General features: G+C 69.9%; 1 protein-coding gene (running past one end of the window). It reads left to right on the top strand.

Annotated elements, in window-relative coordinates:
• Window positions 1-20,122 carry the end of a non-ribosomal peptide synthase/polyketide synthase gene (locus OV208_RS10235; protein WP_267573650.1) on the top strand. 24,968 nt of this gene lie to the left of the window's left edge, so 20,122 of the gene's 45,090 nt are visible here — the last part of the coding sequence; the start codon falls outside the window, past its left edge; it ends in the stop codon at window positions 20,120-20,122.

Raw genomic sequence — 20,122 nt, 5'->3', positions numbered from 1 at the left:
ACGCACCTATGCAGCGCCGGAGACACCGACGGAAGTCGCCCTGGCCGCGCTGTGGAGTGAGGTGTTGCGCGTGCCCACCGTGGGACGGCACGACAACTTCTTCGAGTTGGGGGGCCACTCCCTGCTGGCCACGCAGGTGGTGTCGCGCATCCGCTCCACCCTGGGCGTGGAGCTGCCGCTGGGAGACCTCTTCAGAGCGCCCACCGTGGCGGAGTTGGCTGGGCGGATTACCCATGCCGCCCGCTCCGGGACGCCTCCGCTCACCCGGGCGGACCGGACGTCGGCGCCGCCGCTGTCATTCGCGCAGCAGCGGTTGTGGTTCATCGATCAGTTGGAGCCGGGCAGCAGCCTGTACAACATGCCACTGCCGCTGCGGTTCACCGGAGCGGTGGACGAAGGCGCGTTGCGCAAGAGCCTGGACGCGCTGATGGCGCGGCATGAGTCGCTGCGCACCACGTTCCGAGTGGAAGCGGGCCAGCCCGTGCAGCACATCCACTCCGAGTCCACCGTGCCCTTCGAATCCGTGGACCTCACGGACATCGCCGACGCGAATGAGCGCCAGGCTGAAGCCGAGCGGCGTGGCAGCGCGGAATCCCGCCGTCCGTTCAACCTGGAGCAGGGCCCGGTGATTCGCGCCCTGCTCCTGAAGCTGGACGCGGAAGAACACGTGTTGGTGCTGCACCTGCACCACATCGTGTCCGACGGCTGGTCGTTGGGCGTGCTGGTGCGTGAGATGACGGCGCTCTACGAGGCCTTCCGCCAGGGGCAGACGCCGGCCCTTCCGGAACTGCCGGTGCAGTACGCGGACTACGCGGTGTGGCAGCGCAACTGGCTCCAGGGCGAGGCCCTGGAGGCGCAGATCGACTGGTGGAAGCAGCAGCTCGCGGGGGCTTCCCACGTGCTGGAGTTGCCCACCGACAAGCCCCGTCCGGCCGTCGCCACCCGGCGTGGTGGCACGGTGCCCGTGCAACTGCCGCGCGCGCTCTCCGAACAGGTGGAGGCCCTGGCCCAGCGTGAAGGCGCCACGCCCTTCATGGTGCTGCTGGCGGCCTTCCAGACGGTGCTGCACCGCTACTCCGCTCAGGACGACGTGCTGGTGGGTTCGCCCATCGCGAACCGTCATCATGCGGAGACGGAGGGCCTCATCGGCTTCTTCGTCAACACGCTGGTGCTGCGCGGCAGCTTCGGCGCTCGACCGTCGTTCCGACAGTTGGTCGCGCAGGTGCGCACCACGACGCTGGGCGCGTACGAACACCAGGACCTGCCGTTCGAGAAGCTGGTGGAGTCGCTGCAAACCACGCGCGACCTGTCTCGTACGCCCCTGTTCCAGGTGCTGTTCGTGCTCCAGAATACGCCTCGCACAGAACTGGTGCTGCCCGGTCTGGCCTTGAAGGCCGCTGACATCGGGGCACGTGGCACGTCGCAGTTCGAGCTGAGCCTGAGCTTCGACCGTGCGGCGGAGGGTTTCGTCGGTCGCATCGACTACGCGATGGACCTGTTCGAGCAGTCCACCATCGAACGCATGATGACGCACCTGCGAGTGCTGCTGGAGGCCGCGCTGGAGCGGCCCGACGCGCCGCTCGCGGACCTGTCCTTCGTAGGCCCCGAGGAGCGTCAGCGACTGCTGGGCGACCTGAGTGGCACCGTCGCGGCCTTCGACCGCGAGTCCACGCTGCATGGGCGCATCGAAGCGCAGGCAGCCCGTACGCCGAACGCGGACGCCGTGGCGTTCGAAGGCACGACGCTGTCCTTCCGGCAGCTCGATGCCCGAGCCAACCAGCTCGCCCGGCACCTGCGCTCTCTGGGCGTGGGCCCTGAAGTGACGGTGGGCCTGTGCCTGGAGCGCTCGGCCGAAGCCATCGTCGCGTTGCTGGCGGTCCTCAAGGCGGGCGGCGCGTTCGTTCCGCTCGATCCCGAGGCTCCCGCCGCGCGCCGCTCCTTCATCCTGGAGGACAGCCGCGCCTCAGTACTGCTGACCACGCAGGGGCTGGCGGAGGCGTGGACGCCGGAGGTGGGCACCGTCGTGTGCCTCGATGGCGAGCAGAAGCCCTGGGCGCAGCTGCCCGCGGAAGCACTGGCTTCCGAAGCGGGGCCGGAGAATCTGGCGTACGTGCTCTACACGTCGGGCTCCACCGGCATGCCCAAGGGCGTGGCGGTGCGGCACCGCTCCGTGCTCCATCTGCATCAGGCCTTGTCACGGGACATCTACGTGCAGCCGCAGCGTGGCCTGCGCGTCAGCGTGAATGCGCCGCTCTTCTTCGACGGGTCCATCAAGCAGGTCATCCAGCTCCTCAATGGGTACTGCCTGTGCGTCGTCCCCGGCGACACGCGCAAGGACCCGGAGGCGATGCTTGCGTGGCTGGAAGCCCAGCGCATCGACGCGCTGGACTGCACGCCCTCGTTGCTGAAGCTGCTGCTGAACGCGGGGCTGCTGGAGCGGGAGCACGTGCCGGCGCTGCTCCTCATCGGCGGTGAGGCGCTGGACGCGGTGACGTGGCAGCGGCTGGCGACGACGAAGCGCACGCGCGCCTTCAACGTGTACGGCCCCACCGAGAACACGGTCAATGCGACGGCCTGGTCGCTCCAGGATGCAACCCAGGTGCTGCCCGTCATCGGTCGGCCGCTGGACAACGTGCGGGCGTACGTGCTCGACGAGCAGCAGCGCTTGCTGCCCTTCGGCATGCAGGGCGAGCTGTGCCTCGCGGGTGAAGGCCTGGCGCGTGGCTACCTGGGCCGGCCGGACCTCACGGCGGAGCGCTTCGTTCCGAATCCGTTCAACACGGAGCCGGGTGCCCGCCTGTACCGCACGGGCGACAAGGCGCGCTGGCGTGAGGATGGGACGCTGGACTTCATGGGCCGCCTGGACTTCCAGGTGAAGCTGCGCGGCTACCGCATCGAGCTGGGTGAAATCGAAGCCACGCTGCGCTCGCACCCGGGCCTCCGGGACGCGGTGGTGCTGGTACGCGAGGACGTGCCGGGCGATTCGAGGCTGGTGGCCTACGTCGCGCCGGAGGTGGACACCGCGCCCTTGCGCGAGCACCTGCGCAAGCACCTGCCCGAGTACATGGTCCCGGCCGCCTTCATGGTCCTGCCCTCCTTGCCGCTGACACCCAACGGCAAGGTGGATCGCAAGGCGCTGCCCGTGCCGGAGGCCTCACAGGTCGCCGCGAGCACCTACGTGGCGCCGGAGACGCCGACGGAAATCGCCCTGGCCGCGCTGTGGAGTGAAGTGCTGCGGGTGCCCACCGTGGGACGGCACGACAACTTCTTCGAACTGGGTGGCCATTCACTCCTGGCCACCCAGCTGGTCTCCCGCGTGCGTGTCCACTTCCGGGTGGAGCTGCCCCTGCGCGCGTTCTTCGAGCGGCCCACCGTGGCCGCGCTGGCCGCGTTGATCGATTCGTACCAGGGCCCGGACGGCACGGGCGCGTCCCTGCCTGCGCTGGTCCGGGCGGAGCGTCCGGACGTGCTCCCGCTGTCGTTCGCCCAGCAGCGGCTGTGGTTCATCGAGCAGCTCGGCACGGCGGGCACCGCGTACATCGTTCCGATCACGCTGAAGCTCGAAGGCTCGCTGGACACCATCGTGCTCCTGGCGGCGTTCGACGAACTGGTGCGCCGTCACGAAGTCCTGCGCACCACCTTCCATTCGGATGAGGGCGCGCCTTCGCAGGTCATCCACCCGCCCTTCCCGATGCCCCTGCGACACGTGGACCTCACGGTCATGGCGTCGCGGGACGAGCGTGAAGCCGAGGCCCATCGGCTCGCGATGAAGGAGGCTCGGACTCCGTTCGACCTGGAGCAGGGCCCGCTACTGCGCGTGCTCCTGTTGAAGCTGGCCCCCACGGAACACGTGCTGGTGCTGACGCAGCACCACATCATCTCCGACGGTTGGTCCACGGGCGTCCTGGTGCGGGAGATGGGCGCGCTCTACGCGGCCTTCTCCAAGGGCCGGCCCTCGCCGCTGCCGGAGCTGGCGGTGCAGTACGCCGACCATTCGCTCTGGCAGCGCGGCTGGCTCCAGGGAGAGGTGCTGGAGCAGCAGCTCGGCTACTGGCGTGGGCAGCTCGACGGTGCCGCTGCGTACCTGGACCTGCCCACGGACCACCCGCGTCCCGTGCGGCAGTCCTTCCAGGCGGCGGACGAGCGCGTGGAGCTGTCGCGTGAGCTGAGCGAAGCGTTGGAGACCCTGGCGAAGCAGGCGTCCGCGACGCCCTACATGCTGCTGCTGGCGGGCTTCAAGCTGCTGCTGCACCGGTACTCGGGCCAGGAGGACGTGCTCATCGGTTCGCCCATCGCGGGCCGCCGTCACGCCGAAGCCGAGGCCCTCATCGGCTACTTCGCCAACACCGTCGTCATCCGCACGCAGGTGGAGGACACCCTCACCTTCCGCGAGCTGCTGGCGCAGGTGCGCACCACGACGCTGGGCGCGTACGAGCACCAGGACCTGCCGTTCGAGAAGCTGGTGGAGGTCCTGAAGCCCGAGCGTGACCTGCGCCGCACGCCGTTCTTCCAGGTGACGTTCACCCTGCAGAACGCGCCAATGCCGGAGCTGGTGCTTCCGGAGTTGACGCTCCGGGGATTGGACATGGATCCGGGCAGCATCCTCTTCGACCTGCAACTCGTGATGAGCCGGGGGCCCGCCGGGTTCGCGGGCTCGCTGCGCTACAACACGCATCTGTTTGTCCCCGAGACCGCGGCTGGCATGGTCCAGCGCCTGCGGATGCTGCTGGAGGCCGCCGTCCGCGCACCGGACACGCGGCTGTCCGAGCTGTCACTGCTCGCCCCCGAAGAGCGCCGACAGGTCCTCGTCGAATGGAACCGCACGTCGCGCGAGTACCCGCGCGACGCGTCCGTGGCCGGGCTCTTCTCCGCCCAGGCGGCGCGCACTCCGAATGCGCCCGCGCTGAAGTTCGGGGAGAAGACGCTGAGCTACGCGGCTCTGGAGCGAGCCTCCAACCAACTGGCGCACCACCTGCGCCGCTCCGGCGTGAGGCCCGGGGACCGGGTGGGCCTGTGCCTGGAGCGCTCGTTCGAGCTCATCGTGGGCATGCTCGGCATCCTCAAGGCCGGCGCGGCCTACGTGCCGGTGGAGGCGAAGTATCCGGCCGACCGCATCAGTTGGATGCTCCAGGAGACGGGCGTCAGCGTGCTGGTGACACAGGAGTCGCTGGCGGATGAGTTGCCGGCCGTGGCGGACCTCCAGGTCCTCCTGGACGCGGATGCGGCGGTGATTGCGAAGCAGCCGGAGACCGCGCTGGAGGTGGAGGTGCCGGCCGAAGCGCTGGCGTATGTGATGTTCACGTCGGGCAGCACGGGGCGTCCGAAGGGCGTCAGCGTGCCCCAGCGCGGCATCGTGCGGCTGGTGCGAGGCAACGACTTCATCCACTTCGGGCCGGAGGAGGTCTTCCTGCAACTGGCGCCGGTGGCGTTCGACGCGTCGACGCTGGAAGTGTGGGGCGCGCTGCTCAACGGCGCGAAGCTGGTGCTAGCGCCAGCGAAGGCGCTGTCCTTCGAGGAGACGGGGGCGCTGCTGCGCACCGAAGGCATCACCACGCTGTGGCTGACCGCGGCGCTCTTCGAGCAGATGGTCATCCATCAGGGCGAAGCGCTGGCGGGCGTACGGCAGGTGCTGGCGGGCGGCGACGTGCTGCCGGTGGAGCGCGTGCGCGAGCACCTGGCGCGGATTCCGTCGGGCTCCGTGCTCGTCAACGGCTACGGCCCCACGGAGAACACAACGTTCTCCGCCACGTACGCACTGGGTGCCGGTGACACCGTGGGCCGCTCCGTGCCCATCGGCCGACCGCTGGCGCAGTCCACCGCGTGGGTCCTGGATGCGGCCCTCCAGCCCGTGCCGGTGGGCGTGCCGGGTGCGCTGTACGTCGGAGGCGATGGTCTGGCGTGGGGCTACCTGAAGCGCCCGGACCTGACAGCCGAACGCTTCATCCCCCACCCCTTCGCGACGGAGCCAGGAGCGCGTCTGTACAGCACGGGCGACCGGGTGCGCTGGCAGGCGGATGGGACGTTGGAGTTCCTGGGCCGCACGGACTTCCAGGTGAAGATCCGTGGCTTCCGCATCGAACCGGGCGAAGTCGAAGCGGTGCTGCGCCAGTCGTCCCTGGTGCGCGAGGCGGTGGTCCTGGCGCGCGAGGATGTGCCCGGAGACAAGCGACTCGTCGCCTACGTCGTGTCCACGGGCGAGGGTTTCGAGCCCGGCGCCCTGAAGGCGCTCATCCAGAAGCAGTTGCCCGAATACATGGTCCCCACGGCCTGGGTGGAGCTGTCCGCCCTGCCGCTCAATGCCAACGGCAAGGTGGATCGCAAGGCCCTGCCCGCCCCGGAGGCGCCGCGCGTCTCCACTGAGGAGGTGGCCGCGCCGCGTAACGCGATGGAGACGGCGCTCGTCGCCATCTGGGCGGAGGTGCTGAATCTGGAGTCCGTCGGCATTCACGACGACTTCTTCGAACTGGGCGGCCACTCGCTGCTGGCCACGCAGGTGGTGTCGCGCATCCGGTCCACGCTGGGCGTGGAGCTGCCGCTGGGAGACCTCTTCAGCGCTCCCTCCGTGGCCACCCTGGCCGAGAAGCTGGGCAGCGCCAGCCGCACGCAGGCGCCCCCGCTGGTTCGCACCGAGCGGACCACCGCGCCGCCGCTGTCGTTCGCGCAGCAGCGGCTCTGGTTTATCGACCAACTGGAGCCGGGCACCAGCCTGTACAACATGCCTCTGCCGCTGCGCCTCACTGGCGCGCTGGACGAAGGCGCGTTGCGCAAGAGCCTGGACGCGCTGATGGCGCGGCATGAGTCGCTGCGCACCACGTTCCGCGTGGAAGCGGGCCAGCCCGTGCAGCACATCCACTCGGAGGCCACCGTGCCCTTCGAATCCGTGGACCTCACCGGCATCGCGGACGACACGGAACGGCAGGCTGAAGCAACGCGGCGCGGCTTCGCGGAATCGCGCCGTCCGTTCAACCTGGCGCAGGGCCCGGTGATTCGCGCCCTGCTCCTGAAGTTGGACGCGGAAGAGCACGTGCTGGTGCTGCACCTGCACCACATCGTGTCTGACGGCTGGTCGTTGGGCGTGCTGGTGCGTGAGATGACGGCGCTCTACGAGGCCTTCCGCCACGGCCGGACCCCTGCCCTGCCGGAGTTGCCCGTGCAGTACGCGGACTACGCCGTCTGGCAGCGCGGCTGGCTCCAGGGGGAGGTGCTGGAAGCGCAGCTCGACTGGTGGAAGCAGCAGCTCGCGGGGGCTTCCCACGTGCTGGAGCTGCCCACCGACAAGCCGCGTCCGGCGGTCGTCTCGCAGCGCGGCGCCTCAGTGCCCGTGCGACTGCCGCGTGCCCTCTCCGAACAGGTGGAGGCGCTGGCGCAGAAGGAAGGTGCCACGCCCTTCATGGTGCTGCTCGCGGCCTTCCAGTCCGTGCTGCACCGCTACTCCGCTCAAGACGACGTGCTGGTGGGCTCCCCCATCGCGAACCGGAGCCGCGCGGAGACGGAGGGCCTCATCGGCTTCTTCGTCAACACGCTGGTGCTGCGCGGCAGCTTCAGCGCGCGGCCCTCCTTCCGGCAACTTGTCGCGCAGGTGCGCACCACGACGCTGGGCGCGTACGAACACCAGGACCTCCCGTTCGAGCGGCTGGTGGAGTCGCTGCAAACCATGCGGGACCTGTCCCGCACGCCGCTCTTCCAGGTGATGTTCGTGCTCCAGAACGCGCCTGTCCCGGAGTTGGCGCTGCCCGGCCTGTCCGTGACGGGAGCGCACTTCGGCAGCCGGAACCTGTCCCTGTTCGAACTGATCCTGAACCTGAATCGGGACGCGGACGGCTTCGTGGGCATGCTCGAATACGCGACGGACCTGTTCGAGCCCGCGACCATCGAGCGGCTCGCCACGCACCTGCGGGTGCTGCTGGAGACCGTGCTCGTGCGGCCCGATGTGCCGTTGGCCGACGTGCCCCTCAGCTCGGCGGAAGAGCACGCCCGGCTCCTGGGCATCGGGCGCGGGGACGTCGTGGACTTCAACGTGGAGTCCACGCTGCACGGGCGCATCGAAGCGCAGGTGGCTCGCACGCCGGACGCGGATGCCCTGGAGTTCGAAGGGATGACGCTGTCCTTCCGTCAGTTCGACGCCCGAGCCAATCAGCTCGCCCGGCACCTGCGCTCGTTGGGCGTGGGGCCGGAAGTCACGGTGGCCCTGGCCCTGGAGCGCTCCGCTGACGCCATCATCGCGTTCCTCGCGGTGCTCAAGGCGGGCGGCGCGTTCGTGCCGTTCGATCCGGCGGCTCCCGCCGCGCGCAAGGACCTCCTCCTGCGCGACTGCGGCGCCTCCGTGCTGCTCACCACCCGGGCCCTGGCCGACGCGTGGCAGCCCGACATCGCCCACGTGGTGAAGCTGGATGTCGAACAGACCTGGCTGGCGGCGCTCTCCGAGGAGCCCCTGCCTCCCTCGGCGGGCCCGGACAATCTGGCCTACGTCATCTACACGTCCGGCTCCACGGGCACGCCCAAGGGCGTGATGGTGCAGCACCGCTCCGTCGTCCACCTGCACCACACCCTGGCCCGCAACATCTACCCGCAGCAGGGTCCGTTGCGCGTCAACCTGAACTCGCCGCTGTACTTCGACGCGGTCATCGAGGCGTTCATCAAGCTGCTCGACGGTCACTGCCTCTGCATCATCCCCGAGGACACGCGGCGTGATCCGGAGCGGATGCTCACGTGGATGGAATCCCGACGCATCGATGTGCAGCTCAGCACCCCGTCGCAGCTCAAGCTGCTGCTGGAAGCGGGACTGCTGGAGCGCGCCCGGGTGCCGTCGCAGGTCCTGGTGGGCGGCGAGGCCATTGACGAAGCCCTCTGGCGCCTGCTGGCGGGGACGACTCGCACGCGCGCCATCAATGGCTACGGTCCCACCGAGACCACCGTCATCGTCACGACGTTCGACATCCAGGGCACCGCCCTGCCCCGGCCCGTCATCGGCCGGCCGCTGGACAACCTGCGCGCCCACGTGGTCGACCAGCACCAGCGCCTGGTGCCCTTCGGCCTGCCGGGTGAGCTGTGCTTCTCCGGCGCCGGCATCACGCGCGGCTACCTGGGCCGTCCGGAGCTCACAGCCGAGCGCTTCGTTCCGGATCCGTTCAGCACGGAGCCCGGTGCGCGGCTGTACCGCACGGGCGACAAGGCCCGCTGGCGCGAGGACGGCACGCTCGACTTCCTGGGCCGCCTGGACTTCCAGGTGAAGCTGCGCGGCTACCGCATCGAGCTGGGAGAAGTCGAAGCCACGCTGCGCTCGCACCCGGGCATCCGGGACGCGGTGGCGCTGGTGCGCGAGGACGTGCCGGGCGATGCGCGCCTTGTCGCGTACGTCGCGCCGGAGGTGGACACCGCTCCCTTGCGCGAACACCTGCGCAAGCACCTGCCCGACTACATGGTCCCGGCCGCGTTCATCGCCCTGCCCGCCCTGCCGCTGACGCCTAACGGCAAGGTGGACCGCAAGGCGCTGCCCGCGCCGGAGGCCTCGCAGCTCGCATCGCACGTCTCCGAATCGCCGCAGACGCCGACGGAAACCGCCCTGGCCGCGCTGTGGAGCGAGGTGTTGCGCATCCCCGCCGTGGGACGGCACGACAACTTCTTCGAGCTGGGCGGCCACTCGCTGCTGGCCACGCAGCTGGTCTCCCGCGTGCGTGTCCACTTCAAGGTGGAACTGCCCCTGCGCGCGTTCTTCGAACGGCCCACCGTGGCCGCGCTGGCCGCGCTGATTGATTCGTTCCAGGGCCCGGACGGCACGGGAGCGTCCCTGCCTGCGCTGGTCCGGGCGGAGCGTCCGGAGGTGATTCCCCTCTCGTTCGCCCAGCAGCGGTTGTGGTTCATCGAGCAGCTCGGCACGGCGGGCACCGCGTACAGCATCCCGGTGTCGTTGAAGCTCGAAGGCAGGCTGGACACGACCGTGCTCCAGCACGCGTTCGATGAGCTGGTGCGCCGTCACGAAGCACTGCGCACCACCTTCCGTCCACACGAAGGGACACCGTCGCAGGTCATCCACCCGCCCTTCCCGATGCCCCTGCGGCACGTGGATCTCACGTCCATCGAAGCGCCCGAAGCGCGTCAGGCGGAAGCCTTGCGGATCGCCGCCGAAGAGGGCCGCGTCCCGTTCAACCTGGAAGAGGGCCCGCTGGTTCGGGTGCTCGTGTTGAAGCTGGGCCCGGCGGAGCACGGGCTGGTGCTGACGCAGCACCACATCATCTCCGACGGCTGGTCCTCGGGCGTCCTGGTACGGGAGATGGGTGCGCTCTACGCGGCCTTCTCCAAGGGCCTGCCCTCTCCGCTTCCGGAGCTGGCGGTGCAGTACGCCGACCACTCGCTCTGGCAGCGCGGCTGGCTCCAGGGAGAGGTGCTGGAGAAGCAGCTCGGCTACTGGAGGGCTCAGTTGGACGACGCGGCGCCGTATCTGGACTTGCCCACGGACCATCCGCGTCCGGCGCGGCAGTCCTTCCAGGGCGCGGACCAACCCATGCTTCTGCCGCTCGCGCTGAGCGAAGCCGTGGAGGCGATGGCGAAGCGCGAGTCCGCGACGCCGTACATGTTGCTGCTGGCGGCCTTCAAGCTGCTGATGCACCGGTATTCGGGTCAGGAGGACGTGCTCATCGGTTCGCCCATCGCGGGCCGCCGCCACGCCGAGTCCGAAGACCTCATCGGCTACTTCGCCAACACGGTGGTCGTGCGCACGCAGGTGAAGGACACGCTCACCTTCCGCGAGCTGCTCGCGCAGGTGCGGACCACCACGCTGGGGGCCTATGAGCACCAGGACCTCCCGTTCGAGAAGCTGGTGGAGGTCCTGAAGCCCGAGCGCGACCTGAGCCGCACGCCGTTCTTCCAGGTGACGTTCACCCTGCAGAACGCGCCGATGCCGGAGCTGGTGCTTCCGGAGTTGACGCTCCGGCCGATGGGCGGCGCGCTGCGGTTCAGCCTCTTCGACCTGCAGTTGCTGATCCGCCGCGGCCCCGACGGCTTCGGCGGAACGCTGCTCTACAACACCGCGTTGTTCTCACCCGAGACGATGGCCGGCCTGGTCCACCGCTTCCAGGTCCTGCTGGACGTCGTCCTGGCTTCGCCCGATGTCCCCGTGGCTCGGCTCCCGCTGCTCACGCCCGAGGAACGCCAGAAGCTGCTGGTCGGGTGGAACCGCACGTCGCGCGAGTACCCGCGTGATGCCTCCGTGGCCGGGCTCTTCAGCGCCCAGGCCGCAAGGACGCCGAATGCGCTCGCGCTGAAGTCCGGAGAGAAGACGCTGAGCTACGCGGCGCTGGATCGCGCCTCCAACCAACTGGCGCACCACCTGCGCCGATCCGGCGTAAGGCCCGGGGACCGGGTGGGCCTGTGCCTGGAGCGCTCGTTCGAACTCATCGTCGGCATGCTGGGCATCCTGAAGGCCGGAGCGGCCTACGTACCGGTGGAGGCGAAGTATCCGGCCGACCGCATCAGTTGGATGTTGCAGGAGGCGGGCGTCAGCGTGCTGGTGACGCAGGAGTCGCTGGCGGATGAGCTGCCCGCCGTGGCCGACCTCCAGGTCCTCATGGACGCGGATGCGGCGGAGATTGCCCGGCAGTCGGAGACGGGGCTGGGCCTGGAGGTGCCGGCCGAAGCATTGGCGTACGTGATGTTCACGTCAGGCAGCACGGGGCGTCCCAAGGGCGTTAGCGTGCCCCAGCGCGGCATCGTGCGGCTGGTGCGAGGCAACGACTTCATCCACTTCGGGCCGGAGGAGGTCTTCCTGCAACTGGCGCCGGTGGCGTTCGACGCCTCGACGCTGGAAGTGTGGGGCGCGCTGCTCAACGGAGCGAAGCTGGTGCTGGCGCCAGCGAAGGCGCTGTCCTTCGAGGAGACGGGGGCGCTGCTGCGCACCGAAGGCATCACCACGTTGTGGCTGACCGCGGCGCTCTTCGAGCAGATGGTCATCCATCAGGGCGAAGCGCTGGCGGGCGTACGGCAGGTGCTGGCGGGCGGCGACGTGCTGCCGGTGGAGCGCGTGCGCGAGCACCTGGCGCGGATTCCGTCGGGCTCCGTGCTCGTCAACGGCTACGGCCCCACGGAGAACACCACGTTCTCCGCCACGCACACGTTGCGCGTGGGAGACAGCGTCGGCCGGTCGGTGCCCATCGGTCGTCCACTGGCGCAGTCCACCGCGTGGGTGCTGGATGCGGCCTTCCAGCCCGTGCCGGTGGGCGTGCCGGGTTCGCTCTACGTCGGAGGCGATGGCCTCGCGTGGGGCTATCTGAACCGTCCGGACCTGAGCGCCGAGCGCTTCATCCCCCACCCCTTCGCGACGGAGCCGGGAGCGCGCCTCTACAGCACGGGCGACCGGGTGCGCTGGCAGGCGGACGGGACTTTGGAGTTCCTGGGCCGCACGGACTTCCAGGTGAAGATCCGCGGTTTCCGCATCGAGACCGGCGAAGTCGAGGCCGTGCTGCGCCAGTCGTCCCAGGTGCGCGAGGCGGTGGTCCTGGCGCGCGAGGATGTGCCCGGAGACAAGCGACTCGTCGCGTACATCGTGGCCGCTGCTGACGCGGGCGATGTGGCGCAGCTCAAGTCGTTCGCTCAGAAGCTGCTGCCCGACTACATGGTGCCGTCCGCGTTCGTCACCCTGCCCTCCCTGCCGCTCAACGCCAACGGCAAGGTGGACCGCAAGGCCCTGCCCGCCCCGGAGGCGCCGAAGGTCTCCGATGCGGAGGTGGCCGCGCCTCGCAATGCGATGGAAACAGCACTCGTCGCCATCTGGGCGGAAGTGCTGCACCTGGAAGCCGTCGGCATCCACGACGACTTCTTTGAACTGGGTGGTCACTCGCTGTTGGCCACGCAGGTGGTGTCGCGCATCCGTTCGACGCTGGGGGTGGAGCTGCCTCTGGGAGACCTCTTCAGCGCTCCCACCGTGGCCACCCTGGCCCAGAAGCTGGCCAACGCCAGCCGCACGCAGGCCCCCCCGCTGGTTCGCACCGAGCGGACCACCGCGCCGCCGCTGTCATTCGCGCAGCAGCGGTTGTGGTTCATCGACCAGTTGGAGCCGGGCACCAGCCTGTACAACATGCCGCTGCCGCTGCGCCTCACCGGCGCATTGGACGAAGGGGCGTTGCGCAAGAGCCTGGACGCGCTGATGGCGCGGCACGAATCGCTGCGCACCACGTTCCGCGTGGAAGCGGGCCAGCCCGTGCAGCACATCCACTCGGAGGCCACCGTGCCCTTCGAGTCCGTGGACCTCACGAGCATCACGGACCCGGCGGAGCGTCAGACTGAAGCAACGCGGCGCGGCCTCGCGGAATCCCGCCGTCCGTTCAACCTGGCGCAGGGCCCGGTGATTCGCGCCCTGCTCATGAAGCTGGACGCGGAAGAGCATGTGCTGGTGCTGCACCTGCACCACATCGTGTCCGACGGCTGGTCGCTGGGTGTGCTGGTGCGCGAGACGACGGCCCTCTACGAGGCCTTCCTCCACGGCCAGACGCCGGTCCTGCCGGAGCTGCCGGTGCAGTACGCGGACTACGCCGTGTGGCAGCGTAACTGGCTCCAGGGCGACGTGCTGAAGGCGCAGATCGACTGGTGGAAGCAGCAGCTCGCGGGTGCGTCCCACGTGCTGGACCTGCCCACCGACAAGCCGCGTCCGGCGATTGTCTCGCAGCGCGGCGCCTCAGTGTCCGTGCGACTGTCGCGCGCGCTGTCCGAACAGGTGGAGGCCCTGGCACAGAAGCAAGGCGCCACGCCCTTCATGGTGCTGCTGGCGGCGTTCCAGGCCGTACTGCACCGCTACTCCGGTCAAGACGACGTGCTGGTGGGCTCCCCCATCGCGAACCGTGGCCATGCGGAGACGGAGGGCCTGATCGGCTTCTTCGTCAATACGCTGGTCTTGCGCGGCAGCTTCAGCGCGCGTCCCTCGTTCCACCAGCTTGTCGCGCAGGTGCGCACCACGACGCTGGGCGCGTACGAACACCAGGACCTGCCGTTCGAACGGCTGGTGGAAGAGCTCCAGACGACGCGCGACCTGTCCCGCACGCCGCTGTTCCAGGCGCTGTTCGCGCTCCAGAACGCGCCGCTGTCGGCGGCGGCCCTGCCCGGCCTCGCCGTGCGGCCCGCCGAGTTCGGCACCCGTGGGACCACCCTGTTCGAGCTGAGCCTGGACCTGCGTCGCGACGCGGACGGCTTCGCGGGCCGGCTCGAATACGCGACGGACCTGTTCGAGGCCGCCACCGCCGAGCGGATCGCCACGCACCTGCGGGTGCTGCTGGAGACCGTGGTCGCGCGGCCCGATGCCTCGCTGGCCGATCTGGTCCTCGACACACCCGAGGCGCAGGCACGGATCGTCACGCTCGGACACGGCGACGTCGTGGACTTCGACCTGGGGACCACGGTGCACGGCCTCATCGAACAGCAGGCGGCCCGCACGCCGGACGCGGACGCCGTGGTGTTCGAGGAGACGACGCTGTCCTTCCGTCAGTTCGACGCCCGGGCCAATCAGCTCGCCCGGCACCTGCGCTCGCTGGGCGTAGGGCCGGAAGTCACGGTGGGCCTAGCCCTGGAGCGCTCCGCGGACGCCCTCGTCGCGTTCCTCGCGGTGCTCAAGGCGGGCGGCGCGTTCGTGCCGCTCGACCCGGCGGCTCCTGACGCGCGCAAGGCCTACATCCTGGAGAACAGCCGCGCCTCGGTGCTGCTGACCACCCAGGCCCTGGCCGAAACGTGGCGGCCCGACGTCGCCCACGTGGTGAAGCTGGATGCCGAAGCGGCGCGCCTGGCGACACTCCCCGAGGAGCCCCTGCCTGCCTCGGCGGGCCCGGACAATCTGGCCTACGTCATCTACACGTCGGGCTCCACGGGCACGCCCAAGGGCGTGATGGTGCAGCACCGCTCCGTCGTCCACCTGCACCACACGCTGGCCCGCAACCTCTTCACGGCGCCGCACCGGCTGCGCTTCAGCTTGAACGCGCCGCTGTACTTCGACGCGGTCATCGATTCGTTCATCAAGCTGCTCGATGGTCACTGCCTCTGCGTCATCTCCGAGCAGACCCGCCTGGAGCCGGAGCGGATGCTCACGTGGCTGGAGCGGCACCGCATCGACGTGCTGATGTGCACTCCCGCGCAGCTCAAGCTGCTGCTGGAGGCGGGGATGATGGAGCGCGCCTGGGTGCCGTCGCAGCTCATGCTGGGCGGCGAAGCCCTGGACGAGGTGACGTGGCGACTGCTGGCCACGACGGCCCGCACGCGCGCCATCAACGGCTACGGTCCCACCGAGACCACCGTCGCCGTCACGACGTTCGACATCCAGGGCACCGCCTTGCCTCGGCCCGTCATCGGCCGGCCGCTGGACAACCTGCGCGCCTACGTGCTCGATGAGCGCCAGCGCCTGGTGCCTTTCGGTCTGCCGGGCGAGCTGTGCTTCTCCGGCGAGGGCGTCACGCGCGGCTACCTGGGCCGACCGGACCTCACCGCGGAGCGCTTCGTTCCGGATCCGTTCAGCACGGAGCCCGGCGCGCGCCTGTACCGCACGGGCGACAAGGCCCGCTGGCGCGCGGACGGGACGCTGGACTTCATGGGCCGCCTGGACTTCCAGGTGAAGCTGCGCGGCTACCGCATCGAGCTGGGCGAAGTCGAAGCCACGCTGCGCTCGCACCCGAGCGTCCGGGACGCGGTCGCGGCGGTGCGCGAGGACGTGCCCGGCGATGCGCGCCTCGTGGCCTGGGTGGTGCCGGAGGTGGACACCGCGCCCTTGCGCGAACACCTGCGCAAGCACCTGCCTGAGTACATGGTCCCGGCCGCGATTCTTGCCCTGCCCACCCTGCCGCTGACGCCCAACGGCAAGATGGACCGCAAGGCGCTGCCCGCGCCGGAAGCCTCGCAGCTCGGTGCGAGCACCTATGTGGCGCCGGAGACGCCGACGGAAATCGCCCTCGCCGCGCAGTGGAGTGAAGTGCTGCGCGTGCCCACCGTGGGACGGCATGACAACTTCTTCGAGCTGGGCGGCCACTCGCTGCTGGCCACGCAGCTGGTGGCCCGGGTGCGTACCCGCTTCGGTGTGGAGCTGCCAGTCCGCGCGCTGTTCGAATCGCCCACCGTGGCGACGCTCGCCCTGCGCCTGCCGGAGGCCCCGACCGCCACCGTGCTGCCGCCGCTTGTTCCGGCCTCAACGCCCGGACCGCACCCGCTGTCCTTCGCGCAGCAGCGGTTGTGGTTCATCGATCAGCTGGACCCCGGCAGCCCGCTCTACAACATGCCCACCGCGCTGCGTCTGTCGGGCACCGTGGAGGTGCCGGAGCTCCAGCAGGCCTTCGACGCGCTGGTCCAGCGGCATGAGTCGCTGCGCACCACGTTCGAGACCCACGACGGCGAGCCCCTTCAGCGCATCCACCCCGCCCCGGCGCAAAGCCTGTTCGTGGTGGACCTCACCACGCTGCCCCAGGACGCGCGCGAAGCCGAGGTGCTCCGGCTCGCGAGCGAGAACGCCCTGCGTCCCTTCGACCTGGCTGCGGGACCGCTGGTGCGGCTCACGCTGCTGAAGCTCGACGCGAGCGAGCACGTGCTGCTCCTGTGCCTCCACCACAGCATCGGCGATGGTTGGTCCATCGGCGTGCTAGTGCGCGAGGTGGTGGCCCTCTACGAGGCCTTCCGTCAGGGGCTGCCGTCTCCGCTGCCTCCGCTTCCGGTGCAGTACGCGGACTACGCCGTGTGGCAGCGCTCCTGGCTCCAGGGGGATGCGCTGGAGGCCCAGCTTGGCTGGTGGAAGCGGCAGCTCGCCGGTGCGCCGCAAGCGCTGGCCCTGCCCACCGACAAGCCCCGTCCCCCGCGCCGCTCCGCACGGGGTGCCATGCTCCCGGTGAGCATCCCTCCGGTCCTGAGTGAGGCGGTGGAAGCCCTGGCGCAGAAGGAAGGCGTCACGCCCTTCATGGTGCTGCTGTCGGCCTTCCAGACGCTGCTGTACCGCTGCTCCGGTCAGGATGACCTCTTGGTGGGCACGTCCATCGCGGGCCGGCGCCACGCGGAGACGGAGGGCCTGATTGGCTTCTTCGTCAACACGCTGGTGCTGCGCGCCCGCTTCGACGCGCGGCCCTCGTTCCGTCAGGTGCTGGCGCAGGTGCGCACCAACACGCTGGGCGCGTACGAGCACCAGGACATCCCGTTCGAGCGGCTGGTGGAAGCACTCCAGCCCGCGCGGGACTTGTCGCGCACGCCGCTCATCCAGGCCCAATTCGTGCTCCAGAACACGCCGGATTCGGACGCGCGTCTGCCGGAGCTCACGCTGCGGCCGGTGAAGGTGGAGGCGAACGCGACGAAGTTCGACCTGGACCTGAGCCTGGGCCGCACGGCCGGGGGCTTCGAAGGCGCCCTCTTCTACAGCACGGACCTCTTCGAGGCGGCCACGGCCCGGAGGCTGACGGAGCACCTGGTGCAGTTGCTGGAAGGCGCCGTCGCGCAGCCGGACGCTGGCGTGGAGACGCTGCCCCTGCTGTCGGCGGACGAGCGTCAGTGGGTGCTGGAGGAGTGGAGCGGCGAGACGGCCGACTTCCCGGCCGACGTGCCCTACCACACGCGCTTCGAGCAGCAGGTGACGCGCACGCCCAAGGCCCCTGCCCTGGTGATGGGGGAGGCTACGGTGTCCTTCCACCAGCTCAACGTGCGCGCCAACCAATTGGCGCACTACCTGCGCACGTTGGGGGTGGGCCCCGACGTGCCGGTGGCCTTCAGCCTGGAGCGCTCGCCAGAGGCCATCGTCGCGCTGCTGGGCATTCTCAAGGCGGGCGGGGCCTACGTGCCGCTGGACCCGTCGGCCCCCGAAGCGCGCAAGGACTTCATCCTGGAGAACAGCGGAGCCACGGTGCTCCTCACCACCCAGGCGCTGGCCGGAGTGTGGCAACCGGCGGTGCGCCACCTGGTGCGGCTCGACGCGGAGGCCCGGCGCATCGACGCGCTGTCTCCGGGCAACCCGCGCGTGGAGGTGCGGCCTGAAAACGTCGCGTACATCCTCTACACGTCGGGCTCCACGGGCATGCCCAAGGGCGTGATGGTGCAGCACCGCTCCATCGTCCACCTGCACCGCGCCATGGCCGACGTGCCGCTCTCCGCGGTGCCGCGCGTCCTGAGGGCCAGCCTCAACGCGCCGCTCAACTTCGACATCTCCGTGGGACAACTCCTCCTGCTGCTCGACGGCCACTGCCTGTGCCTTGTGCGCGAGGAAGTGCGCCAGGAGCCGGAGCGGATGCTGGCGTGGATGGAGCAGCACCGCGTGGACGTGCTGGACTGCACGCCGTCGCAGCTCAAGCCCCTGCTGGAGGCGGGCCTGCTGGAGCGCACGCACGTGCCGGAGACGCTCCTCATCGCCGGTGAGGCGGTGGATGAAGCCACCTGGCGAGTCCTCTCCGCGACGAAGCGCACGCGGGCCTACAACCTGTACGGCCCCACCGAGGGCACGGTGTACGCGACGTGGTGGTGCATCCAGGACGCGACGCAGCCGGTGCCCGTCATCGGCCGGCCGCTTGTCAACATGGGCGCCTTCGTGCTCGATGCGAGCCTGAACCCCGTGTCCGTGGGAGTGCCTGGAGAGCTCTTCATTTCCGGCGAGGGACTCGCACGCGGCTACCGCGCCCGGGCGGACCTCACGGCGGAGCGCTTCATTCCGCATCCGTTCAGCACGAAGCCCGGAGCACGGCTGTACCGCACGGGAGACCGGGCCCGGTGGCGGCAGGACGGGACGCTGGACTTCATGGGCCGGCTGGACTTCCAGGTGAAGCTGCGCGGCTACCGCATCGAGCTGGGTGAACTCGAAGCCGCCCTGCGCTCGCACCCGGGCCTCCGGGACGCGGTGGCCCTCGTCCGCGAGGACGTGCCCGGCCTGCCGCGCCTCGTGGCCTACGTGGCCCCCGCCGTGGACACCACTCCGCTGCGCGGCCACCTGCTGCGCACCCTGCCCGACTACATGGTGCCGTCCGCCTTCGTCGCGCTGTCGGCCCTGCCGCTCAACGCCAATGGCAAGGTGGACCGCAAGGCCCTGCCCGCTCCCTCCACCGACGCCCCGTCGTCGGGCCCGCTGGTGGGACCGCGCGACGCGAACGAGGCGTTGCTCGCGCGGCTCTGGGCCCAGACGCTGGGCGTGTCCGCCGTGGATGTGCGCACCAGCCTCTTCGAACTGGGTGGCCATTCACTCCTCGCGGTGCGCCTGCTCGCGGCGGTGAACCGTGAGACGGGTCGCCGCCTCCCGCTGTCGGCGCTCTTCCAGGCCCCCAGTGTGGAGCAGTTCGCGCAACTCATGGCCGAAGCGGAGGACACGAAGCCCTTCACGCCGTTGGTGCCCTTCGCGAAGCAAGGCCCGGGCACCGCCCCGCCGTTCTTCTGCGTCCACCCGGTGGGCGGCAACGTGCTCGCGTACGCGGAGTTGGCGCGACAGTTGGGTCCAGAGCAGCCCTTCTACGGCCTCCAGGCCCGAGGCCTGGACGGCACGAGCACCCCCGCAGGCACCGTGGAGGAAATGGCCACTGACTACGTGCGAGAGCTGCGCACGGTGCAGCCCGCCGGCCCCTACCACCTGGGTGGCTGGTCGTTGGGCGGCGTCATCGCGTACGAGATGGCGCACCAACTGCGCGCGGCGGGCGAGGAGGTGGCGCTGCTCGCGCTCATCGACTCGTACGTTCCGGAGACGGTGGCGGCTTCCGAGCCGCCCCTGGATGGAACGCTGGCCGTGGGCTTGTTCGCGCAAGACTTGATGGGCGTGTCGCTGGCGGAGCTGGCGCTGGACACGGCGGAGCTGGCGACGCTGGAGCCTGAAGCGGCGCTCACCCGGGTGCTGGAGTCCGCGGTGCGAGCCGGAGCGCTCCCGCCCGGAGTGGACAGCGCGAACCCGCTCGCCCTCTTCCGCGTCTTCGAGGCCAACCTCGAAGCGGCTCGGCGCTACCACCCGCCCGCGATGGAGCAGCGGGTGCTGCGCGTGCAGGCGGAAGAACTCGCGGACACGGGTCCGAGCGACGGCGGCTGGGCCGCGCTCGTGGGTGAGCGGTTGGAGTCGCACCGCCTGCCTGGCAACCACTACACGCTGTTGCGCGAGCCCACCGTGCGGACCGTGGCGGACCTGTTGAAGAAGGCCCTCCGCGAACCAGGCAAGCGCTGA

Origin of the sequence: Corallococcus sp. bb12-1, assembly GCF_026626765.1 — a bacterium.
In the GTDB taxonomy this organism is placed as follows: Bacteria; Myxococcota; Myxococcia; order Myxococcales; family Myxococcaceae; genus Corallococcus; species Corallococcus terminator.
This window is presented reverse-complemented; position numbering and strand designations above follow the sequence as displayed.